This window comes from Cupriavidus sp. 2TAF22, from assembly GCF_052115045.1.
Lineage (GTDB): Bacteria > Pseudomonadota > Gammaproteobacteria > Burkholderiales > Burkholderiaceae > Cupriavidus.
Map to the genome: position 1 here is coordinate 56,573 of NZ_JBFRFX010000001.1, position 21,346 is coordinate 77,918.

Sequence of the window (21,346 nt, forward strand, 5' to 3'; positions counted from 1 at the left end):
CACCCGCCAGGGTGTTTTTGCACAGGCAGCCCATCATGGAACGCAAGGAACCCAGGAACGACAACGTCAGGAACATCGGCATCATCGCCCACGTGGACGCGGGCAAGACCACCACCTCCGAACGCATCCTGTTCTACACCGGCGCCAGCCACCGGCTCGGCGAAGTGCACGACGGCGCCGCCGCCATGGACTTCGACCCGCAGGAGCAGGCGCGCGGCATCACCATCAACAGCGCCGCCACTTCGGTGGCCTGGCGCGGCCACCGCATCAACCTGATCGATACGCCCGGCCACATCGATTTCAGTATCGAGGTGAACCGTTCGCTGCGCGTGCTCGACGGCGCCGTGGTGGTGTTCGACGGCGTGGCCGGCGTGGAGCCGCAGACCGAGACCAACTGGCGCCTGGCCGACCGCTACCGCGTGCCGCGCCTCGCCTTCGTCAACAAGCTCGACCGCACCGGCGCGGACTTCCTGCGCGTGGTGGGCATGATCGAGGCGCGCCTGGGCGCGGTGCCGCTGGTGCTGCAATTGCCCATCGGCAGCGAAGCCGCGTTCGCGGGCGTGGTCGATCTCGTCGCCATGCAGGCGCTGCTCTGGCCCGACGGCAACGGCACGCAGGTGTACGCCACGCAGCCCGTGCCGGCCGGAATCGCGCAGCAGGCCACGGCCTGGCGCCAGCGCTTGCTGGAGACGCTGGCCGAGCACGACGAGGCCATGCTGGAAGACTATCTCGCCGGCCGCGAGCCGGACGAGGTGGCGCTGCGCGCGGCCATCCGCCGCGTCACCGTGGCCGGCGCCGGCGTGCCGGTGCTGGCTGGTTCCGCCTTCAAGAACAAAGGCGTGGAACCGCTGCTCGATGCCGTGACCGGCTACCTGCCCGCGCCGCAGGACGTGGCACGCCCCGATCTCTGCGCGGACCCCGCCGGGCCGCTGGTGGCGCTCGCCTTCAAGGTGGTGCACGACGCGCACGGCACGCTCACGTTCGCGCGCATCTACCGCGGGCGGCTTGCCGCCGGCGACACCGTGCTCAATGCCCGCAGTGGCAAGCACGAGCGCGTGGCGCGCTTGTACGAGATGCATGCCGGCTGCAAGCAGGAGCGCGGCGTCGCCGTGGCTGGCGATATCGTGGCAATCGCGGGCCTCAAGGCCACCGTCACCGGCGACACCCTGGCCGACCCCGCGCATCCCGTGGTGCTCGAGACCATCGACGCGCCCGAGCCGGTGATCGACGTCGCCATCGAGCCGCGCACCCATGCCGACCAGGCCGGCCTCGCACGCGGCTTGCAGGCGCTGGTGCAGGAGGACCCGAGCCTGCGTCTGCGGCAGGATCCGGAGAGCGGGCAGACGCTGCTGTCTGGCATGGGCGAGCTGCAGCTCGAGGTCACGCTGGAGAAACTGCGCACGCGCTTTCACGTGGAGGTGACGGTGGGCCGCCCGCAGGTGGCGTATCGCGAGACACTCACGCGCGTTGCCGAGGCGCGCCATCTGCACCGCAAGCAAAGCGGCGGGCCGGGCCAGTACGCGGAAGTGCTGCTGCGCATCGAGCCGCTGCCGCGCGGCGAAGGCCTGCAGTTCGAGAGCCGCATCTCAGGCGGCGCGGTGCCGCGCGAATACGTGCCGGCGGTGGAAGCCGGCATCCGCCGCGCCGCCGCGCAGGGCGTGCTGGCGGGCCATGCGCTGGTGGATTTCAAGGCGGTCCTGCTCGACGGCAGCTATCACGAGCGCGATTCCTCGGCGCTGGCGTTCGAGACCGCTGCCGCCGCGGCGCTGCGCGAAGCCGCGCGCGCCGCGGCACCCGTGGTGCTGGAGCCGCTCATGGCGGTCGAAGTCATCACGCCGGTCGATCATGTGGGCGATGTGATCGGGGATCTGCACCGCCGCCGCGGCGTCGTGCGCGGGCAATCGCAGCGGGCGGGTGGCGCATCGGTGATCGAGGCGCATGTGCCGCTGGCCGGCATGTTCGGTTATATCGGCAGCCTGCGTGCGCTGAGTTCGGGACGTGCCAGCTTCGGCATGCAGTTCGATCACTACGCGCCGGCGCGTGCCAAGGTGGTGGAGTCGGTTGCGTAGCGCGCTTCGCCAGATGAGAAAAAGCCCGCCCGGCGTCGCGCCGGTGCGGGCTTTTTTACCTGTGCCCGCGTCTGGCGGGCTGGTCCTGCTTGCGGCGCCTCAGTCGCGCTTGGGGATATTCAGGCCCCTGGCCACTGCTGGCCGCGCCAGGAAGGTGTCCAGCGCGCGCGTGACTTGCGGGAAGTCCTCGATGCCCACCAGTTCGCCAGCCTCGTAGAAGCCGATCAGGTTGCGCACCCACGGGAAGGTGGCGATGTCCGCGATGGTGTATTCGGCGCCCATGATCCAGGCGCGGCCCGTCAGGCGTGCCTCGAGCACGGCCAGCAGGCGCTTGGCCTCGGCCACGTAGCGGTCGCGCGGGCGCTTGTCTTCGTAATCCTTGCCGGCGAATTTGTTGAAAAAGCCGAGCTGGCCGAACATCGGGCCGATGCCGCCCATCTGGAACATCAGCCACTGGATGGTCTCGTAGCGGCCGGCCGCATCCTGCGGGATCAGCTTGCCGCTCTTGTCGGCCAGGTAGAGCAGGATCGCGCCCGATTCGAACAGGCCGAGCGGCTTGCCGTCCGGGCCGTTGGGATCGATGATCGCGGGGATCTTGTTGTTCGGGCTGAGCGAGAGGAACTCAGGCGAGGTCTGGTCGCTGATATCGAAGCGCACCAGATGCGGCTCGTACGGCAGGCCGGTTTCCTCCAGCATGATGGAGATCTTCACACCGTTGGGCGTGGGCAGGGAGTAGAGCTGGATGCGCTCGGGATGCTGCGCGGGCCATTTTCCGGTGATCGGGAAGGTGGACAAAGAAGCGGACAAAGAAGCGGACAAAGAAGCGGACAACGAAGCGGACACGGGAGGGGACATGGAGGGGGAAAAAGGAGCGGACAGGTCTGTCATGGAGAATCCGGTTGGCTGAAAGGGCGACGGCGCAACGCGCTGCGCATTGCGCACGGCATGACGACGCGGGGACTGCGCCTATCTGGCCTTGTCGTCGTCGCCGGGCGGGCTGACGCCCGCGGCCGTCAGGCAATCGCGCAGATGCTTGATTTCCTGCTTGGCGCAGACATTGCCGTGATGCGGATGATGCAGGTAGAACTCGTGCTCGTTGAGCACCACCCGGAAACGCGCGCCCTGGATGGGCTCCACTTTGGCGCCGAGCTGCTGCAGGAGCGATTCGACCTCGCGCCAGTGGATATTGTTGCTGAGCGGGTGGCTGAAGATCGACTGCAGCAGGCTCCGGGATTTATGGCTCATAGCGGGCTCGATCGGCATCGGCGGCAATAGCCGTAGCATACAAGAGCGGATCGCTTGGCGCTCGCGTTACGCCAGGCGACGTATCCGGCATCTCCGTGTTCAATGCTGCTTGCCGCGCGGCGCCGACCAAAGCCGGGCGGGGCGGCAAGCAGCGCGGCGGCGACGGCGAGCCCTAGGCGGCGCCGCCGGCCGCGCGGTAGCGATCGCGCAGTTCGCGCCGGTTCATCTTGCCGACCGCGGTCTTGGGCAGGTCGGCGGCGAACAGCACGCGGCGTGGCTTCTTGTACGCGGCCAGCCGCGCCGCCACGTGGCCAGCCAGTTCTGCTGCCAGGGCCTCGCCGGCGGGGTGGCCGGCATGCAGCACCACCACCGCGCTGACGGCTTCCACCCATTTCTCGTCGGGCAGCCCGATCACGGCGCACTCGCGCACGGCGGGGTGGGTCAGCAAGGCGTTCTCGACTTCGCCCGGATATACGTTGTAGCCGCCGCTGACGATCATGTCGGAGGTGCGGTCCTTCAGGTGCAGGAAGCCGTCCGCGTCGAACACGCCGATATCGCGCGTGCGCACCCAGCCGTGCGGCAGGAAGGTCTGCGCGGTGAGTTCGGGCGCGTCGTGATAGCCGGCCACGGCCGACGGTGCGCGCACGGCGATCTCGCCGGGCTGGCCGCGCGGCACGTCGTGGCCGGCCTCGTCGACCAGGCGCAGTTCCACTTCCGGCGCCACCTGGCCGCAGGCACCGAGGCGCTCGCCGTGATGGTCCTCGGGGCGCAGCACGGCCAGGCACAGCGGCACCTCGGTCTGGCCGTAGTACTGCCAGAAGCGGTGCCGGCCCCACAGCGCCATGGCGCGCTCGATCACCGGGCGCGGCATGGGAGAGGCCCCGTAGATCACGTAGCGCAGCGCGTCCACCTTGCACGTCGCCATGGCCGGCAGCGATACCAGCATCTGCAGCATGGTGGGCACCAGGTTGATGGCGGTGACGCGCTCGCGCTCGATGGCGGCGAGGAAGGCGGCGGGTTCGAAGCCGGGCAGGATCACGGTCTTGCCGCCGCGCAGCCAGAACGGCAGCACGAACACGCCGCTGGCGTGGATCAGCGAGGCAGCGTGCAGCATGGTGTCGTCCGGCGTGGCCGGCAGCAGGTTGAGCAGCACGTTGCGGCAGATCGCCGCGTACGACGCCTGCGTGTGCTGCGCGGCCTTGAGGGTGCCAGTGGTGCCGGAGGTAAACAGCGTGAGGATGATGTCGTCCTCGGCCACCTGCACGTCGGGGTCGGTGGCGGGCTGCGCCCGCGCGGCCGCCAGCAGGTCGGTGCCACCGTCCAGGGCCGTGCCGATGCCGTGGCACGCCAGGGCGGGCAGGGCATCGCGCAGTGCCTGCGCGCGCTCGGCCAGGTCGGCGCCGAACACCAGCATGCGGCAGCCGGTGTCCTGCAGCATGCGCAGGTGCTCGGCCAGCGACAGGCGCGCGTTCAGTGGCACGCGGTTTACCGCAGCCTTGACGCAGGCGAAGTCGAGCGGGACGCTGTGCAAGCCATTGTTGAGCAGCAGCGCGACGCGTTCGCCCGGCGCCGCGCCGGCCGCGCGCAGGGCATGGGCCAGTTGCGCGCTGAGCGCGTTTACCTGCGTATACGTCATGCTGTGTTCGCCGAAGACAATGGCCGTGCGCGGGCCGTGCTGAGCCGCGCCGCGGCGGATCAGTTCAAGCGTGGTGGTGGTCATGGGCTTGTCTCTTCCTCGTTGTTTTCATGGATCTTTTTGCGCAGAAACGGGTACGCCCGGGCTTTCGCGCGGGCGCCGCGCGCGTCTAGCCCGCGAACTTGCCGTGCCGTCCGGCGCCCCCGACGAAGCGCGCGGCGCCGGGTATACCTTCCTCGAACACGATCGGCGTGCCGTTGGCCCCTTCGGCGCGCAGCGCGTCGGCCAGCGGCAGCTCCCATTGGCTGAGTGCGGAGGCGCGGTCGGTCAGCATGCAGCGCTGCGGGAAGGCTGCCAGCTCGTGTGCCAGCGCCTCGGCGGCGGCGCGCGCCTGGCCTGTCTCCACCACGCGGTTGGCCAGGCCCATGCCGAGCGCCTCGTCGGCCGGCACCGCGCGCCCGGTGAGGATCATGTCGAGCGCCCGTCCCATGCCGACGATGCGCGGCAGGCGCACCGTGCCGCCGTCGATCAGCGGCACGCCCCAGCGCCGGCAGAACACGCCGAATACGGCGTCGCGCTCGGCCACGCGCAGGTCCGCCAGCAGCGCCAGCTCCAGCCCGCCCGCCACCGCGTAGCCACTGACCGCGGCGATCAGCGGCTTGGACAGGGCCATCCGGCTCGGACCCATCGGCCCCGCGCCGCCGCCCTGCGGATCCAGTTCGTGGCGGCGCGCCGGATCGCCGACCGCGCTCAGGTCCGCGCCGCCGCAGAAATGCCCGCCGGCGCCCCACAGCACCGCCACGCGCAGCGCCGGGTCGGCCTCGAATTGCGTGAAGGCCGCGCGCAGGGCCAGCGCCATGGGGCCGTCCACGGCGTTGCGCTTGCCGGCGCGGTCCAGAATGATGGTGAAGACCGGGCCGTCGGTCTCGGTCCTGACATAGGGGTTGGGCGTACTATCCATGCGCGTCCTTGGGCAGTGAGGTGCGGTTGGCGGAAGATGTGTCAGAGTGGCGGCTTAGGTGTTTGTCCAGATGCCGAAATGTTTCAGCAAATGATATATATATGTCATGTGTAGAAATATTCATCGTATACCCCCGGCCGTTCGCTCGCCTCATTCGTCCCACTCGTCCCACTCTTTCCATTTGTCCCACGCCCCCATCCATGCATGAAATAGAGATCCGCGAGCCTTCGGCCACCGACCTGGTCCTCGACCTGCTGTTTGGCCACCCGGAGCGCACCTTGCCGGTACACGCGCTGGCGCGCGGCGCCGAGGTGATGGGCATCGGCACGCCCAGCGTGCGGGTGGCGCTGACGCGGCTGCAGCACCAGGGCCGCATCGTCAAGACTGAGCGCGGCTGCTACGCGGTGCTGCCGGAGGGCAACCCCGTCTACGACGAAGTCGAGAACTGGTTCGAGAAGGAGAGCCGGCTCGAGCAATGGAACGGCGGCTGGCTGGTGGTGCAGGATGCCGCGGTGGCGCGCGCCGAGAAGACCGCCTGGCGCCACCATGCGCGCGCGCTGGCGCTGTGCGGCTTCCGGTCCCTGGCGGCGGCCATCAATGTGCGGCCGGACAACCTTGCCGGTGGCGCCCCGGCGATGCGCGCGGCGCTGGGCAGGCTGGGCATGGCCAGCGCCAGCCTGCTGTTCGTGGGCCGCGAGTTCGACGAGGACGCCACCGCTCGCATGCTGCAGTTGTGGGACGTGCCGGCGCTGCAGGCGGCCTACCGCCGCGCGCTCGCCCAGCTCGAGCGCAGCCGCGCCAAGCTCGCGCGCATGGAGCCCGACGCCAGCGCGCGCGAAAGCATGCTGGTGGGCCGTGCCATCATCCGTGCCATCGTGCGCGATCCGCTGCTGCCCGAGGCCATCATGGACCCGGCGCCGCGCCGCGACCTGATCGAAGCCACCCGCGCCTACCAGCTCCACGCCAGGGCGCTGTGGGTGGAGCTGCTCGGCGCCTAGCCTCGCCAAGTGGCGGCGACTCACTTAAACTTGCCGGAACTGATGCGATGCATCGTGTCACTGACCAAGGTGACGCATCCACGCTGGCCACGACAAGGAGTACAGGGTGAGCATGCCCGATTTCGACATGGTGCTGTTCGGCGGCACCGGGGACCTGGCGCGGCGCAAGCTGCTGCCCGCGCTGTTCGATGCGCACCGCGCGGGGCTGCTGCATCCCGCTGCCCGGATCCTCGCCACGGGCAGCCACCCGCTGACCACCGCGGACTACATCGGCTCGCTGGAGCAGAGCGTGCGCCCGGGGCTCGAGCACGCGCCGCCGGAAGCCTGGAACGCCTTCCTGGCCCGCATCACCTACGTGCAGGCCGACGCGCGCGAGCCGGCACACTTCGACGCGCTGGCGCGCATGGTCCTGCAGCGCGCCCCCGAGGTGGTGGTCTGCTACCTGGCCACCGGTCCCCATATCTTCGTGCCGATCTGCGAGCAACTGGCGCGAACGGGGCTCAACCACCCCAATGTCCGCATCGTGCTGGAGAAGCCGCTGGGGCATGACCTGCAATCGTCCGACGCCATCAACTCGGCGGTGGCGCAGTATTTCGCCGAAGACCAGATCTACCGGATCGACCACTACCTCGGCAAGGAGTCGGTGCAGAACCTGATGGCGATCCGCTTCGGTAACGCGCTGTTCGAGCCGCTGTGGCGCCGCGAATGGGTGCAGGACGTGCAGATCACCATCGCCGAGGAGCTTGGCGTGGAGACGCGCGGCGATTTCTACGACAACACCGGCGCCTTGCGCGACATGGTGCAGAACCACCTGCTGCAGCTGCTGTGCATGGTGGCCATGGAGCCGCCCACCAGCCTGTCCGAGGACAGCATCCGCGACGAGAAGATCAAGATCCTCAAGGCGCTCAGGCCCATCCTGCCGCAGGACGTGTCCGAGAAGACCGTGCGTGGCCAGTACCGCGCTGGCGCCGCGGGCGGCAAGCCGGTGCCGGGCTACCTGGATGAAAAAGGCATCGCGCCGGACAGCCGCACCGAGACCTTCGTCGCCATCAAGGCGGAGATCGCCAACTGGCGCTGGGCCGGCGTGCCGTTCTACCTGCGCACCGGCAAGCGCATGCAGTCGCGCGTGGCGGAGATCGTGATCCACTTCCGCGATGTGCCGCATGCGATCTTCCCGCGCCCGCTCACGCTGTCGCCGCAGAACCGGCTGGTGATCCGGCTGCAGCCCGAGGAGAGCATCCGCCTGTACTTCCTGGTCAAGCAGCCCGGCGATACCGTGGCGCTCACGCCCACCTCGCTCGACCTGGATTTCGCCAACTCCTTCAAGGTGCGCCGTGCCGGCGCCTACGAACGCCTGCTGCTCGATGTCATCCGCGGCCGGCTGGGCCTGTTCGTGCGGCGCGACGAGCAGGCGCAGGCCTGGCGCTGGGTCGAGCCCATCCTCGATACCTGGCAGCAGAGCACGGTGCCGCCCAAGCCGTATACCGCGGGTACCTGGGGGCCGGCCGCATCGTCGGCGCTGATGTCGCGGGACGGCTCGCTCTGGCACGAAGAGGTATGAGCCGGGCGCCATGCGCAACGCGCCACAGGCCATAGGCCATAGGCCACAGGCCATAGGCCATAGGCAGCGGACAAACCAAACCACGGGAGACCGGCATGCGACGCTTCGAACATACCTCCGAGATGGACCTGGCCGAAGCGCTGGCAATCTCGGTGGCCCATGCGCTGGAACTGGCCATCGGCGTCAACGGGTGGGCCGTGCTGGCCGTCTCGGGAGGCCGCTCGCCGGTGGCATTCTTCGAGCGGCTGCGCTACCGCACCATCCGCTGGGAGGCGGTCACCATCACGCTGGTCGACGAACGCGCGGTGCCGCCGGACCATGCGGACAGCAATGGCGTGCTGGTGCGCCGCCACCTGCTGCGCGAGGCCGCCGCCAAGGCCGCCTTCGTGCCGCTGGTGGCCAATGACGCGGAAGCGGCCGATCCCGCCAGCGCGGTGGCGCGCCTCAATGCGGCCTGGCACCAGCCCGACGTGGTGGTGCTGGGCATGGGCGAGGACGGCCACACCGCATCGCTGTTCCCGGAGGCTCCCGAGCTGGAGCATGCCCTGTCGGACACGCATCCCGGCTACCTGGTCACCCATCCGCGCGAGGCGCCCCATGCGCGCATCACGCTCAACCTGGCGGCACTGCTGGCGGCCGGGCGCGTCTTCCTTTCGATCGCGGGACCGGCCAAGGCGGCCGTGTTCGCGCGTGCCTGCCAGGCCCCGACCCCGGCACTGCCGGTCAGCCTGGTGATGAGCCGGCACCGGCACGGCACCGACGTTTTTTCTGCCTGAGACCATGCAAAACTACCCGCGCCTGCTCGGCGATGTCGGCGGCACCAATGTGCGCTTCGCGCTGGAGACCGCGCCGCAGCGCATCGGTCCGGTGACTGCACTCAAGGTGGCCGATTTCAACTCGCTGGAAGCGGCCATGCGGCATTACCTGGAAGGCCTGCCGGCCGGCAGCGGGCGCCCGCGCTACGCCGCCGTCGGCCTGGCCAACCCGGTGACCGGCGACCGGGTCAAGCTGACCAACCATGCCTGGGCCTTCTCGATCTCGGAGATGCAGCGCGCGCTTGGCCTGGACCTGCTCGTCGCCATCAACGATTTCACCGCGCTGGCGCTCGGCCTGCCGCACCTCGGCCCGCACGACCTGGCGCAGGTGCGCGACGGCAGCCCGACGCTCCATGCGCCGCTGGCGCTGGTCGGCCCCGGCACGGGGCTCGGCGTCTCGGCCCTGGTGCCGGCAAGCGCCGGCCCCGCGGTGGCGCTGGCCGGGGAGGGCGGCCATATCGAACTGATGCCCGACACCGACGACGAATGGATCGCCTGGCGCGCGGCCCACGCCGCCTTTGGCCGCGTGTCCGCGGAGCGCCTTTTGTCGGGCAGGGGCCTGTCCCTGACACACGCCGCGCTGCACGCAGAAATGGGTACGCCCCTGGCACGCCCGCTCGATCCGGCCGAGGTCACGGAGGGTGCGATCGGCCAGGCCGACCCCGTCTGCCGGCGCGCGCTTGGCGTGTTCTGCGGCTTGCTGGGCTCGGTGGCGGCCGACATCGCACTGGTGCTGGGCGCGCGCGGCGGCGTATACATCGGCGGCGGCATCGTGCCGCGCTTCGTGCCGGTGCTGCGCGAGTCGGCCTTCGGTGCGCGCTTTGTCGCCAAGGGCCGCATGGGCGCCTATCTGGAAAGCCTGCCGGTATACGTGATCACCGCCCAATTCCCCTCGCTGCCGGGCCTGGCGCAGGCGCTGGCCGATGCGCTGGCGCACGGCCGGCACGGCAAGCGCGCCGATCCAGCCTGATGCGGACCTGACCATGCGCGTATTGCTGGTGGAAGACGATGCCATGATCGGCGACAGCGTGAGAGTGGCGCTGCGCCAGGAAGGCTTTGCGGTGGACTGGGTGCAGGACGGCGAGGCGGGCCTGGCCGCGGCCACCCGGCAGGGCGGCCCGGACAGCGAGGACTGCTATGCGCTGATCCTGCTTGACCTTGGCCTGCCGCGGCGCTCCGGGCTGGAGGTGCTGGCCGCGCTGCGCGCGCGCGGCGTGGCCACGCCGGTGCTGATCCTGACCGCGCGCGACGCCGTGGCCGACCGCGTGGCCGGCCTCAACGCCGGTGCCGATGACTACCTCGTCAAGCCCTTCGACCTGCAGGAGCTGGCCGCGCGCATGCACGCGCTGGCACGCCGCGCGCAGGGGCGGGCCGAGCCGCTGCTGCGCCATGGCGACATCGTCATCAATCCGGTGACGCGCGAAGTCACGCTCGCCGGCGAGCGGGTCAAGCTGTCGGCGCGCGAGTTCGGCCTGCTGTCCGCGCTGCTGGCGCGGCCCGGCAAGGTGTGGTCGGTGGCGCAGCTCGAGGAGCGCCTGTATGGCTGGGGGGACGAAGTGGGCAGCAACACCGTGGAGGTCTACATCCACGCGCTGCGCAAGAAGTTCGGCGCGGCGCTGATCCGCAATATCCGCGGCGTGGGCTACGTGGTGCCCAAGCCCGAGGCCGGCGCGCCCGGGGGCGCGGCCTGATGCGCTCGATCCAGAAGACCCTGCTGTGGTGGCTGGCGCTCGGCCTGGTGCTGGGCATCGCCGTCGCCACCGCGCTGATCTATGGCCAGGCGCGCCAGGAGGCTAATGCGCTGTTCGACTACCAGATGAAGCAGGTAGCGGCGGCATTGCCCAGCCAGTTCGCCGATCCGGTGATGCCCTCGTTCGCGCAGCCCGAGCCGGGCGGCAGCCTGTTCCATGCCGACGAGGACGTGGTGATCCACATCTGGGACGGCTCGGGCCGCAGCCTCTATCTCTCGCATGCGCATCCGGAGCTGCCGCAGCGCGCCGAGCTGGGCTTCTCCAATGTCAGGACGGACGAAGGCGAGTGGCGCATCTACAGCGTGCAGCTCGGGCCAGCCGTGGTGCAGATCGCTCAGCCCATGTCGGCGCGCAGCGACGTGGCCGCGCGCATGGCGCTGCGTACGGTGACGCCGCTGCTGCTGTTGCTGCCGCTGCTCGGCTGGCTGGTGTGGGTGGCGGTGGGGCGCGGCCTGCGGCCATTGCGCGAGATCGCCGCCGGGGTGCGCCAGCGCGACGCCAATGCGCTCTCGCCGCTGGCCGTGAGCCGCATGCCCGACGAGATCGCGCCGCTCACCGAAGCGCTCAACCAGCTGCTGGCGCGCCTGTCCCATGCGCTCGACACCCAGCGCGCCTTCGTGGCGGACGCGGCGCATGCGCTGCGCACGCCGCTCGCGGCGCTGCAACTGCAGGCGCAGCTGGTAGAGCGCGCCGACACCGCCGAGGCGCGCCGCGAGGCCGTGGGCAAACTGCGCCAGGGGCTGGAGCGGCTTACGCACCTGGTGGCGCAGCTGCTGACGCTGGCGCGGCAGGAGCCGGGCGCCGCGACGCCGCCGCATGAGCCGGTCGACCTGCGCGCGCTGGCGCAGAGCGTGGTGGCCGAGATGACGCAGGCCGCGCTCGATCGCCGGATCGACCTCGGCCTCGACGCCAGTGGCGGCGCGCAGCCGCTCCTCGTGCGTGGCGACCCGGACGCGCTGCGCATCTTGCTGACCAACCTGGTGGACAACGCGCTGCGCTACGTGCCGGCAGGAGGCCGGGTGGACGTGCAGGTCGCGGCCGACGGCAGCGGCGCCGCGGAACTGGTGGTGCGCGACGACGGGCCGGGTATTGCGGCCGACGAACGCGCGCGCGTGTTCGACCGTTTCTACCGCGTGCCGGAGGCGCCCACCGGCGGCAGCGGGCTGGGCCTGGCCATCGTGGCCGAGATCGCGCAGTCGCACGGTGCGCGCGTGGCGCTGGAAGACGCGGCGCCGGGCCTGCGCGTGCGCGTCGCCTTTCCCGCTGCCTGAGGCACGGCGGCACCGCGCTTCAGGCTTCCGGCTTCCGGCCGCAGGCCGCAGGCTTCAGGCTACCGGCGTGAGCACCGCCTCGCCGGCGAAGTGGCGGCGGCTGTTCTCCACGAACTGCCGAACCGACGCGTCGATGGCTTCCGGCGACCAGCCGGCCACGTGTGGGGTCAGGACTACGTTCGGGCAGTCGAACAGTTCGGTGGGCGGCTCGGGTTCGGTCTCGTAGACATCCAGCCCGGCCCCGCCCAGCTCGCCGGCGCGCAGCGCGGCGGCCAGCGCGGCAGTGTCGAGCACGCTGCCGCGCGCGATATTGACCACGAAGCCTTGCGGCCCGAGCCGGGCCAGCACCCCGGCATCGACCAGGTGGCGGGTTTGCCCGCCGCCGGGCGTGGCGATCACGAGGTAGTCGGCCCATTGCGCCAGCGCGCCGACATCACCGAAATAGCGGTAAGGCACGTCATCGCGCGGCGAACGGTTGTGGTAGCCCACTTCCAGGTCGAAGCCCAGGCCGCGCTGCGCGATGCGCCGGCCGATGGTGCCCAGGCCGAGGATGCCAAGGCGCTTGCCCGACACATTGGGTCGCAACGGCAGCGCGGTGCGCCACCGGCCGGCGCGCGTGGCCTGGTCCAGCGCCGGGATCGCTCGCACGGTGGCCAGCAGCAGCGCCATCGCATGGTCCGCCACGCAACTGTCGTTGGTGCCGGCGCCGTTGGCCACGGTGATGCCGCGCGCGCGTGCGTGCGCCACGGCGATGTTCTCGTAGCCCGCGCCCAGCGCGCACACCAGCTCCAGCGCCGGCATGGCGTCGATTTCCGCCGTGGTCAGCCCCACCGAGCCGATGGTCAGCACGGCGCGCACGCGCGCCCCCGCCTCCTGGATCTGCACGGCGCGCGTGGCGTCGTCGGGTGCGTAGCGCACTTCGTATTGTTCGGCGATCCAGTCGAGGTGTTTGGCGCTGAGGTGGCTGAGAACCAGCAGGAGGGGCTTCATGAGGGAACGGATGGGAACGGGTCTTGGGCTGTTGGTGCGATGCGTGAGAGGCCTCCCGGGCGGCGCCGGGGTGCACTGCAGCATTGTAGCGGCGCTGTCGCGGGCCTGCTGGCGGCAGGCTCGCCTTCGTTGCCATGCCGCCTATTATCAAATTCCCGCCAAGATTGCTTCCAATGCAGGGTGGATGATCGAACGCCCGCCAGTGGCCATACTGCCTGGCATGCATTGGGCCGTACGCGAGTCGGCTCGTTTCCCCCAATACCGTGCTTTCAAGGAGCCATTGCCATGTTTCCCGAATTCAAAGACGCCAGGGTGCTGGTGGTTGGCGGCAGTTCCGGCATCGGCCTGGCCGCAGCCAGCGCCTTCGCCGCCCACGGCGCGCGTGTGACCATCGCGTCGCGCTCGAAGGAAAAGGTCGATGCGGCCGCGCGCGGGATCGGCGCCGGCAGGGTATCGGGTGCCGTGATCGACATCACCGACGATGCCAGCGTCGAGCAGTTCATGCGTGGCGCCGAGGCCTGGGACCACGTGGTGATCTCGGCCGCGCAGACGCCCACCGGCGGGGTGCGCCAGTTGCCGCTGGGCGACGCCTATGCCGCCATGAACAGCAAGTTCTGGGGTGCCTACCGCGTGGCGCGGCTGGTGCCCGTGAGGCCGGGCGGCTCGCTGACGCTGGTGTCCGGCTTCCTGTCGGTGCGGCCAAGCAAGTCCTCGGTACTGCAGGGCGCCATCAACGCCGCGCTGGAATCGCTGGGCCGCGGGCTGGCAGTGGAGCTGTCGCCGGTGCGGGTCAATACCGTGTCGCCGGGGCTGATCGCCACGCCGCTGTGGGACAAGCTCGATGCGGCCGCGCGCGAGGCGATGTACAAGAGCGCAGGCGAGCGCCTGCCGGCGCAACGCGTCGGCCGGCCGGAAGACGTGGCCAACGCCATCATCTACCTGGCCGGCACGGGTTACGCTACCGGCTCGACGGTGCTGGTCGACGGCGGCGGGGCCATCGGCTGAGACCCACGCAGAAACGGGTACGCTTTGGCGCAAGCGCGGGGCCGGGAGCGCTGCAGAGCGCCCCGCATCCGGACGCGAAACCGTCCGGCGAGCGCCGCAAGGCGACCAGAAAGCGGCACGGCCGCCGGCGCTGCCACCGGGCAGGATTGCTCCGCAGAAACGGGTACGCTCTGGTTGCCGGGACCGGCGGCTGGCCGGCTCGTTTGTCAGACATTCACCGATAGCGGGCACGCTTTCGCCGCACCATACTTCCTCCCAGGCAGTACCGTGGCGTAACAGCCAATGTGCCCTGACAGCCCCGCGTGCCACCCGTCGCGCGGGGTTTTTTCTTTGCGGCCCGGTCGAAGATGAGCCTGGCGACCCTGGCGTCGCCCGCGGCCCTGGCAGCAAGCAATCCGGATGGGAGACATGATGCACACCGTCTCGCCCAAGCATGAAACCCGGACCCATCGCAAACCCGGCCGGGCACCGCTCGCATGGCGGCGCCCGGTGCACCGCGCCTGCACGGCGCTGGCCGTGTGCAGCGCCGTGGCGGCGCTGGGCTGGATCGCCTGGGTCTGCTGGTCCCTGATCCTGGCGGCGGCACCGGGCAGCGTCGGCTTTATCGACGCCCTCGAGATCCTGGTGTCGCTGGTTTTCGTCTGCGGAGCGGCCGTGGCGGGCTGCGCGCTGTGCGAGCTGGGGCAGGAGCGGGGCTAGTCCCGCGCCTGTGCCGCGCCCGGCCTCAGATCTCCTTCGTCATTCCCTTCAGGTCGATCCACTCGTCGAACTGGGCTGCGGTGACATGGCCGGAAGCCAGCGCTGCCTCGCGCAGCGACAGGTTCTTCCTGACCGCCAGCCTGGCGATCTCGGCCGCGCGGTCGTAGCCGATATGCGGGTTGAGCGCTGTGACCGGCATCAGCGAGCGAGCCAGCAGGTCGGCAATCCGTTCGCGGTCCGCCTCCACGCCTTCCACCATGTGCTCGGCAAAGCTTGCCGCCGCGCCGGCCAGCAGCGTCACCGATTGCAGCAGGCTGTAGATGATCACGGGCTTGTAGGCATTCAGTTCGAGCGTGCCCAGTGCGTTGGCCAGGGTGATGGTGGTGTGGTTGCCGATCACCCGGCAGCACACCATGGCCAGCGCTTCGGCCTGGGTGGGATTGACCTTGCCCGGCATGATCGAGGAGCCGGGTTCGTTGGCCGGCAGCGCCAGCTCGGCAAAGCCGGCGCGCGGGCCGGAACCCAGCAGCATGAAGTCGCGCGCGATCTTGAGGAAGGACGAAGCGGTGGTGTTCAGCGCGCCCGAGAGATCGGCCAGCGCATCGTGCGAGGCCTGCAGCGCATAGCGGTTGGGTGCGGGCTCGAAGGGCAGGCCGGTGTAGTCGGCCAGCGCGCGCGCGAAGGCGGCGGCAAAGCCGTGCGGTGCGTTCAGCCCCGTGCCCACCGCGGTGCCGCCCTGGGGCACCGGCATGGCACGCAGCATGGCCTGCTGCAGGCGCGACTGGGCATCGGCCACCTGGGCTTCGTAGCCGGAGAATTCCTGGCCGAGCGTGAGCGGCACGGCATCCTGCAAATGCGTGCGGCCCACCTTCACGATGTCGGCAAAGGCAGCCACCTTGCGCCCGAAGGTCTGCTGCAGGGTCTCCAGCGCCGGGAGCAGTTCCAGCCGGATCGCGCGCGTGGCGGCGATGTGCATCGCCGTGGGGAAGCTGTCGTTGGACGACTGGCTGGCGTTGACGTGGTCATTGGGATGCACGGGCTTCTTCGAGCCCGGCTCGCCCCCCAGCTGCTGAATCGCGCGGTTGGCGATGACCTCGTTCAGGTTCATATTGGTCTGCGTGCCCGAGCCGGTCTGCCAGACCGAGAGCGGGAATTCTTCCGGCCACTTGCCGGCGATGATTTCCTGCGCGGCCTGCTCGATGGCGTCGCCCAGTTCGGGCTTGAGCACGCCCAGCACGCGGTTGGCGCGCGCCGCGCACAGCTTGAGGATGGCGAAGGCTTCGATCAGCCCCGGCGGCATCTTCTCGGTGCCGATGCGGAAGTTCTGGCGCGCACGCTCGGTCTGCGCGCCCCACAGGTGCCCGGCCGGCACCGGCACGTCGCCAAGGCTGTCCTTCTCGATCCGGGTGGCGGCTTGCTTGCGCTCGGTCATCGCATTCTCCTGGCCGGTGGATGGGGTGCTGCAAGGGATGGGCGGGGACGCTGGCATGGCAACCCGCAAGGCGGCCGCAGGCCTTTAGAATAGGCTCCCGGCGCGAGCGGCGCGGCCCGGTGCGCAGGCGATGCCGGCCTGGCCGGCCTTAATTATTTTTACCGGCCATATTCAGCCGGATGGAAAAAATTACATGCCCGGTTTATATGCAGCGTCACTGCATGCGGGCAATTGCAATCCACACCAGCGCCAAGCGGCGTGGCGGCACGGGAAAATCATTGCCATATTGCGGCGCGGCCGGCCGGCGGCTGCGGGGTGCGCCCGGCCACGCTTTCCCCGCTTCCGCAGGGGGAGGCTTCCCACACCGCGCGGAAACTGTCAGGCTCGCTAAACGGGCACCGCGTGTGGCTTCACGGGTGCCGGCCAGGCCGAAGTGCCTCTCCCGCCTTAGCGCGCAAGGGCAACAATGTCAGATTGTTGCGGGGATGAAACATGGCCTGCCGGCGAGGTATTGTTGCGCGCAAAGCATTTGCCGACCGCACCGGGTTCGACAGAAAATAAGCCCCACAATAAAAAATATCGGCATACGATTTTCAAACAGGACACCCGGGGTGAATCAGGCAATTCTGCAATATCTCAGCGAGCGCCACTGTTCGTCGCAGTGGCGCGACGTATTGTCGGCGCTCGCCGAAGAACTGGGGGAGGTCATGGACCTCGCCAGCCTGCGTGCGGTGATGTGGCGCGTCGGCGTGCGTTTTGCCCAGCGTTTCGATCCCGGCACCTGCGCCACGCTGGCGGAGCTCGAGCGGGCCATCGCCCAGATCTGGCTGGACGTGGACTGGGGCTGGACCAGCATCGAGGATGCCGGCGGCGCACTGCTGATCCGGCATTACTGCGCCCCGCTGAAGGCGGCGCTGGGCGAGTCGGCCGATGGCTGGTCGCCGGCGTTCCTGGAGGGTGCGTATCAACACTGGTTCCGCATGCTCGGGTCTTCCGAGACCCTGAAGGTCAGCCAGAGCACGCCGATGGATGCGACCGGGTGCGTGGAATTCCGGTTTGGCCGCTGAGGCGACGCAGCGCGCGCCAGCAAGACAGGAGCGGTCCGCGAGCGCCAGCAACCCCTTTCCGTGAGCAATCACCATGAGCCAGTCAGACGATTTGTCCAAGCTGTTCCAGCGTTTTGGCGGCAAGACGGAAACCTATAAAGAGATCGTGCGCGAAGACGCCGCCACGCAGGCCCGCGAGCGCTGGCCGCTGCTGTCGGCCGTGCGCGTTGACCGCGCCGCAGCGGTGCCGCCGGTCCAGCCGGCCGGCGCGCAGGCACAGGAGGGCGCCCCCGCGTCCGCTGCACCGTTATGGCGCAGCCCGCTGCCGGCCGCGCCCGCCGCCGAACCGGCACGCGCCCAGGTCCCCGCCAGTCCGCCCGGCCCGCAGTCCTATGCGCCGGCGGCACCCGTGACGCCGGCGCCTGCCGAAGCCGCTGCGCCGGTGGTGCCCGGCGCGGCGATGGAGCCGCGCTTCCGCACGCCGCAAGGCATGGCGCCGCTGTGGTCGGCCGACGCGCCGCCGGTGGCGGCAACGCCCGCACCCGCGCAGCCCGTCGAGGCGGCACAAGCGTCGCATGTAGCACATGCCGCACATGCCGGACAGGCGTCACCGGCTCCGTTCTGGGCACCCGCTGCCCAGCCGGTCCGGCCGCCACAGCCCGCCCAGGCGGCGCAGCCAGCCCAGCCCGCGCCTGCCGCGGACACGGAACTGTCCCGGGTATTCGCGCGGCTCGAGGGCCGCCAGGAGCCGGCCCCCGCCAGCGAGCGCGCACCCGCGCGCCGCTCATTCCTTGACCGGCTGAAGCGCTCGTGAAAATCATTGCTGTTGTCTCGGCCAAAGGCGGCGTGGGCAAGACCACGCTGTCGGCCAACCTTGCCGAAGCGCTGGCCATGGCCGGCGAGAACGTACTTGCCGTCGACCTCGATCCGCAGAATGCCCTGCGCCTGCATTTCGGCATGCCGCCGCACGATGTCGCCGGGCACGCGCGCGCCACGCTGGCCGGCGAAGCCTGGCAGCAGAGCATGTACCGCGGGCGCTCGCGCGCCCTGGTAGTGCCGTTCGGCTCGCTCAACGAAGCGGACCGCTCGGCGTTCGAGGCCCATCTCGCCACCCACCCGGGCTGGCTGCGCACGCAGCTCGGCGCGCTCGGCCTGGGCCGCGACGACGTGGTGGTGATCGATACGCCGCCGGGGCCGTCGCCCTACATGCGGCAGGCCTTGTCGTGCGCGCAGCTATGCGTGATGGTGTCGCTGCCGGACGCCGCCTCCTACGCCACCATGCCGCTGATGGAAGACCTGATCCGCACCTATTGCGAAGGCCGGCCCGACTACCTGGGCCATGTGCTGGTGATCAACCAGGTCGACGTCAGCCGCCAGCTCGGCAAGGACGTGGTGCAGGTGCTGCGCGCCCAGCTGGGCGAGCGCGTGCTGGGCGTGATCCACCAGGACCAGGCGGTGGCCGAGGCACTCGCCTATGACCGCAGCGTGCTCGAATACAACCCCCACAGCCAGGCCACGCACGACCTGCAGCGCTGCGCGGCGTGGCTGCGCCAGGCCCTGGCCGCATACGGAGAAGCCGCGTGAAGCCAGCCCGACCAGCCCGGACCGCCGCCGCAGGCGGCCCCGGCAAGGCCCCGACCAAGCCCGACGGCAATCCCAACGCGCTGTCGGCCGCGCTGCAGCGCTTCGGCAACGCCTTCGTGGAGATGCCGCTGTGGAACAGCGCCCCGGTGCGTGCGCTGGCGCTCGTGCTCGCGTTGTTCATGTTCGCGCTGGTGATCACGGTACCGCTCGATTTCTGGCAGCAGGTCGGCTTTGCCGCGGTGTGCTTCGCGCTCGCCGTGTGGCTCAACCGCGTCAAGGGCCACCTCGCCACGCTGATGATGGTGGTGTTGTCGATCGCGGCGTCCAGCCGCTATATGTACTGGCGCCTGACCGAGACCGTGGGCCTGGGCGGCTGGGTCGACGCCGTCTTCGGCATCGGCCTGGTGGCGGCCGAGCTGTATGCCTTCATCGTGCTGATGCTGGGCTACTTCCAGACCGCCTGGCCGCTGCAGCGCCGCCCGGTGCCGATGCCCGCGGACAGCGCGAGCTGGCCCACCGTCGATATCTTCATCCCCACGTATAACGAGCCACTGTCGGTGGTCAAGCCGACCGTGTTCGCCGCCATGTCGCTGGACTGGCCGCGCGACAAGATCAACGTCTATGTGCTGGACGACGGCCGGCGCGAGGAATTCCGCGCCTTCTGCGACAAGGTCGGCGTCACCCACGTGACCCGCAACCACAACCGCCACGCCAAGGCCGGCAATATCAACGAGGCGCTCAAGAACACCCACGGCGAGTACGTGGCGATCTTCGACTGCGACCACATTCCCACCCGCTCCTTCCTGCAGATCTGCATGGGCTGGTTCCTCAAGGACCGCAAGCTGGCCATGCTGCAGACGCCGCACTATTTCTTCTCGCCCGACCCGTTCGAGAAGAACCTGCGCACCTTCCAGGAAGTGCCCAACGAGGGCGAGCTGTTCTACGGCCTGGTGCAGGACGGCAACGACCTGTGGGATGCCACCTTCTTCTGCGGCTCGTGCGCCATCATCCGCCGCGCGCCGCTGCTGGAAGTCGGCGGCATCGCGGTGGAGACCGTGACCGAGGACGCGCACACCGCGCTCAAGCTGCACCGCAAGGGCTACGGCACCGCCTACCTGGCCATCCCGCAGGCGGCGGGGCTGGCCACGGAGAGCCTGTCCGGCCACGTCGGCCAGCGCATCCGCTGGGCGCGCGGCATGGCGCAGATCTGCCGGGTGGACAACCCGCTGTTCGGCCCGGGCCTGTCGATCCCGCAGCGGCTGTGCTACCTCAACGCCATGCTGCACTTCTTCTACGGGCTGCCACGGCTGGTGTTCCTGACCGCGCCGCTGGCCTACCTGCTGTTCGGCGCGCACGTGATCCAGGCCTCCGCGCTGACCATCGCCATCTTCGCGCTGCCCCACCTGCTGCACGCGAACATGACCAACTCGCGCGTCCGGGGCAAGTTCCGGCATTCGTTCTGGAACGAGGTCTACGAATCGGTGCTGGCGTGGTACATCATGCGCCCCGTGCTGGTGGCCTTCGTCAATCCCGCCGCCGGCAAGTTCAACGTCACGCCCAAGGGCGGCGTGATCGAGGAAGCCTACTTCGACTGGGTGATCTCGCGACCCTACCTGGTGCTGCTGCTGTTCAACCTGCTCGGCGTGGTGGTGGGTTTCCTGCGACTGTTCCTGTGGAACCAGTTCGAGGCCACCACGGTGGTGCTCAACCTGATCTGGACGTTCTACAACCTCATCATCCTCGGCGCCTCCATCGCGGTGGCCAGCGAGACGCGGCAGATCCGCGTGGCGCATCGCGTGGCGATGAAGCTGCCGGCCACGCTGCATTTCGCCGACGGGCGCGCCGTGGTGTGCGAAACCATCGATTTCGCCGAAGGCGGCATCGGCATGCGCCTGCCGCCGGGCATGAAGGCCACCGTGGGCGAGCCGGTGCAGATCTCGCTGTACCTGCAGGACGACGAGCACATGTTCCCGGCCAAGGTGGTGTTCCAGGGTGAATCGCACACCGGCCTGGTGCTCAGCGAGATGAGCCCGCGCGAGGAGATGGCCTTCGTGCAGTGCACCTTCGCGCGCGCCGACGCGTGGATCGATTCCTGGGGCCGCAAGCGCCCGGACGCGCCGGGCCTGGCTGCCGGCCAGATCCTGCGCATCGGCCTGCTCGGCTTCCACAACGTGATGTTCCACCTGGGCCGCGAGATGCGCCGGCTCCTGCGCCGGCCCGAGCCCGGCGCTTCCACCCATTGACACGGCCTGAGCCGCCACGCGCCACGCCCGCCGTCTGTCG

19 protein-coding genes are annotated in these 21,346 nt (G+C 69.8%); 13 read left to right on the top strand and 6 right to left on the bottom strand.

The features are described 5' to 3' along the window. Nucleotides 1–35 precede the first annotated feature (35 nt). The gene (gene fusA / locus AB4Z48_RS00240) at nucleotides 36–2,069 is read left to right on the top strand and encodes an elongation factor G (RefSeq protein ID WP_441611811.1); all 2,034 of its coding nucleotides are present in this window, start codon (nucleotides 36–38) and stop codon (nucleotides 2,067–2,069) included. Between the two features lie 99 nt (nucleotides 2,070–2,168). On the opposite strand, the gene AB4Z48_RS00245 is transcribed toward fusA, so the two are convergent. The 4 genes from AB4Z48_RS00245 to AB4Z48_RS00260 form a co-directional block, all read right to left on the bottom strand. Beyond that, entirely contained in the window at nucleotides 2,169–2,924 is a 756-nt protein-coding gene (locus AB4Z48_RS00245; protein WP_441612256.1) for a glutathione S-transferase N-terminal domain-containing protein, read from the bottom strand. 111 nt (nucleotides 2,925–3,035) lie between these two features. Further along, nucleotides 3,036–3,314 carry a type II toxin-antitoxin system HicA family toxin gene (locus AB4Z48_RS00250; RefSeq protein WP_441611812.1) on the bottom strand — a complete coding sequence of 93 codons (279 nt, stop codon included), beginning with the start codon at nucleotides 3,312–3,314 and terminating at the stop codon, nucleotides 3,036–3,038. 172 nt (nucleotides 3,315–3,486) lie between these two features. Further along, nucleotides 3,487–5,034: a class I adenylate-forming enzyme family protein gene (locus tag AB4Z48_RS00255; RefSeq protein WP_441611813.1), complete on the bottom strand. Its 1,548-nt coding sequence runs from the start codon at nucleotides 5,032–5,034 to the stop codon at nucleotides 3,487–3,489. 85 nt (nucleotides 5,035–5,119) lie between these two features. Further along, the gene (locus AB4Z48_RS00260) at nucleotides 5,120–5,911 is read right to left on the bottom strand and encodes a crotonase/enoyl-CoA hydratase family protein (protein ID WP_441611814.1); all 792 of its coding nucleotides are present in this window, start codon (nucleotides 5,909–5,911) and stop codon (nucleotides 5,120–5,122) included. A gap of 200 nt (nucleotides 5,912–6,111) precedes the next feature. Here AB4Z48_RS00260 and AB4Z48_RS00265 point away from each other — a divergent pair, with 200 nt between their 5' ends. The 6 genes from AB4Z48_RS00265 (at nucleotide 6,112) to AB4Z48_RS00290 (ending at nucleotide 12,307) form a co-directional block, all read left to right on the top strand. Next, nucleotides 6,112–6,909, top strand: a complete 798-nt coding sequence (locus AB4Z48_RS00265; protein WP_441611815.1) for a PaaX family transcriptional regulator — start codon at nucleotides 6,112–6,114, stop codon at nucleotides 6,907–6,909. A gap of 112 nt (nucleotides 6,910–7,021) precedes the next feature. After that, nucleotides 7,022–8,470 (top strand): glucose-6-phosphate dehydrogenase, encoded by a 1,449-nt coding sequence (gene zwf, locus AB4Z48_RS00270; protein ID WP_441612257.1) that lies wholly within the window; start codon nucleotides 7,022–7,024, stop codon nucleotides 8,468–8,470. Between the two features lie 95 nt (nucleotides 8,471–8,565). After that, complete coding sequence (gene pgl, locus AB4Z48_RS00275; RefSeq protein WP_441611817.1) at nucleotides 8,566–9,246, top strand: 6-phosphogluconolactonase; 681 nt, start codon at nucleotides 8,566–8,568, stop codon at nucleotides 9,244–9,246. Between the two features lie 4 nt (nucleotides 9,247–9,250). Further along, entirely contained in the window at nucleotides 9,251–10,255 is a 1,005-nt protein-coding gene (glk, locus tag AB4Z48_RS00280; protein WP_441611818.1) for a glucokinase, read from the top strand. A gap of 13 nt (nucleotides 10,256–10,268) precedes the next feature. After that, nucleotides 10,269–10,976 carry a response regulator transcription factor gene (locus tag AB4Z48_RS00285; RefSeq protein ID WP_441612258.1) on the top strand — a complete coding sequence of 236 codons (708 nt, stop codon included), beginning with the start codon at nucleotides 10,269–10,271 and terminating at the stop codon, nucleotides 10,974–10,976. Continuing rightward, on the top strand, nucleotides 10,976–12,307 hold the full coding sequence (locus AB4Z48_RS00290; RefSeq protein ID WP_441611819.1) for an ATP-binding protein: 1,332 nt from the start codon (nucleotides 10,976–10,978) through the stop codon (nucleotides 12,305–12,307). The genes AB4Z48_RS00285 and AB4Z48_RS00290 overlap by 1 nt, the downstream gene beginning before the upstream one ends. Nucleotides 12,308–12,361: 54 nt before the next feature. Here the strand turns inward: AB4Z48_RS00290 and AB4Z48_RS00295 are convergent, their stop codons facing one another. Next, a complete protein-coding gene (locus tag AB4Z48_RS00295) occupies nucleotides 12,362–13,297 on the bottom strand; it encodes a 2-hydroxyacid dehydrogenase (RefSeq protein WP_441611820.1) in 936 nt (311 codons plus the stop codon). A 285-nt stretch (nucleotides 13,298–13,582) separates the two neighbouring features. Between AB4Z48_RS00295 and AB4Z48_RS00300 the strand changes: the two genes are divergently transcribed. Then, nucleotides 13,583–14,302 (top strand): SDR family oxidoreductase, encoded by a 720-nt coding sequence (locus AB4Z48_RS00300; RefSeq protein WP_441611821.1) that lies wholly within the window; start codon nucleotides 13,583–13,585, stop codon nucleotides 14,300–14,302. A gap of 408 nt (nucleotides 14,303–14,710) precedes the next feature. After that, the gene (locus AB4Z48_RS00305) at nucleotides 14,711–15,001 is read left to right on the top strand and encodes a hypothetical protein (protein WP_441611823.1); all 291 of its coding nucleotides are present in this window, start codon (nucleotides 14,711–14,713) and stop codon (nucleotides 14,999–15,001) included. Nucleotides 15,002–15,026: 25 nt separating this feature from the next. Here AB4Z48_RS00305 and AB4Z48_RS00310 read toward each other — a convergent pair whose 3' ends face one another. Further along, nucleotides 15,027–16,433 (bottom strand): class II fumarate hydratase, encoded by a 1,407-nt coding sequence (locus AB4Z48_RS00310; RefSeq protein WP_441611824.1) that lies wholly within the window; start codon nucleotides 16,431–16,433, stop codon nucleotides 15,027–15,029. A 611-nt stretch (nucleotides 16,434–17,044) separates the two neighbouring features. Here AB4Z48_RS00310 and bcsD point away from each other — a divergent pair. The 4 genes from bcsD to bcsA all read left to right on the top strand — a co-directional run bounded on the left by bcsD (nucleotide 17,045) and on the right by bcsA (nucleotide 21,306). After that, nucleotides 17,045–17,500 carry a cellulose biosynthesis protein BcsD gene (gene bcsD / locus AB4Z48_RS00315; RefSeq protein ID WP_441611825.1) on the top strand — a complete coding sequence of 152 codons (456 nt, stop codon included), beginning with the start codon at nucleotides 17,045–17,047 and terminating at the stop codon, nucleotides 17,498–17,500. Between the two features lie 73 nt (nucleotides 17,501–17,573). After that, entirely contained in the window at nucleotides 17,574–18,293 is a 720-nt protein-coding gene (gene bcsP, locus AB4Z48_RS00320) for a cellulose biosynthesis protein BcsP (RefSeq protein ID WP_441611826.1), read from the top strand. Further along, a complete protein-coding gene (bcsQ, locus tag AB4Z48_RS00325; RefSeq protein ID WP_441611827.1) occupies nucleotides 18,290–19,063 on the top strand; it encodes a cellulose biosynthesis protein BcsQ in 774 nt (257 codons plus the stop codon). Before bcsP ends, bcsQ begins: the two co-directional genes overlap by 4 nt. An 80-nt stretch (nucleotides 19,064–19,143) precedes the next feature. Next, on the top strand, nucleotides 19,144–21,306 hold the full coding sequence (gene bcsA, locus AB4Z48_RS00330; RefSeq protein ID WP_441612259.1) for a UDP-forming cellulose synthase catalytic subunit: 2,163 nt from the start codon (nucleotides 19,144–19,146) through the stop codon (nucleotides 21,304–21,306). Nucleotides 21,307–21,346: the final 40 nt, after the last annotated feature.

Bases quoted from the DNA above. Each gene is read 5' to 3' on its own strand.
- zwf (WP_441612257.1), top strand. From the start codon at position 7,022: ATGCCCGATTTCGACATGGTGCTGTTCGGCGGCACCGGGGACCTGGCG.
- AB4Z48_RS00305 (WP_441611823.1), top strand. From the start codon at position 14,711: ATGATGCACACCGTCTCGCCCAAGCATGAAACCCGGACCCATCGCAAA.
- AB4Z48_RS00245 (WP_441612256.1), bottom strand. From the start codon at position 2,924: ATGTCCCCTCCCGTGTCCGCTTCGTTGTCCGCTTCTTTGTCCGCTTCT.
- AB4Z48_RS00250 (WP_441611812.1), bottom strand. From the start codon at position 3,314: ATGAGCCATAAATCCCGGAGCCTGCTGCAGTCGATCTTCAGCCACCCG.
- AB4Z48_RS00255 (WP_441611813.1), bottom strand. From the start codon at position 5,034: ATGACCACCACCACGCTTGAACTGATCCGCCGCGGCGCGGCTCAGCAC.
- AB4Z48_RS00310 (WP_441611824.1), bottom strand. From the start codon at position 16,433: ATGACCGAGCGCAAGCAAGCCGCCACCCGGATCGAGAAGGACAGCCTT.
- AB4Z48_RS00300 (WP_441611821.1), top strand. From the start codon at position 13,583: ATGTTTCCCGAATTCAAAGACGCCAGGGTGCTGGTGGTTGGCGGCAGT.
- AB4Z48_RS00295 (WP_441611820.1), bottom strand. From the start codon at position 13,297: ATGAAGCCCCTCCTGCTGGTTCTCAGCCACCTCAGCGCCAAACACCTC.
- AB4Z48_RS00285 (WP_441612258.1), top strand. From the start codon at position 10,269: ATGCGCGTATTGCTGGTGGAAGACGATGCCATGATCGGCGACAGCGTG.
- bcsP (WP_441611826.1), top strand. From the start codon at position 17,574: ATGAGCCAGTCAGACGATTTGTCCAAGCTGTTCCAGCGTTTTGGCGGC.
- fusA (WP_441611811.1), top strand. From the start codon at position 36: ATGGAACGCAAGGAACCCAGGAACGACAACGTCAGGAACATCGGCATC.
- AB4Z48_RS00290 (WP_441611819.1), top strand. From the start codon at position 10,976: ATGCGCTCGATCCAGAAGACCCTGCTGTGGTGGCTGGCGCTCGGCCTG.
- glk (WP_441611818.1), top strand. From the start codon at position 9,251: ATGCAAAACTACCCGCGCCTGCTCGGCGATGTCGGCGGCACCAATGTG.
- AB4Z48_RS00260 (WP_441611814.1), bottom strand. From the start codon at position 5,911: ATGGATAGTACGCCCAACCCCTATGTCAGGACCGAGACCGACGGCCCG.
- pgl (WP_441611817.1), top strand. From the start codon at position 8,566: ATGCGACGCTTCGAACATACCTCCGAGATGGACCTGGCCGAAGCGCTG.
- AB4Z48_RS00265 (WP_441611815.1), top strand. From the start codon at position 6,112: ATGCATGAAATAGAGATCCGCGAGCCTTCGGCCACCGACCTGGTCCTC.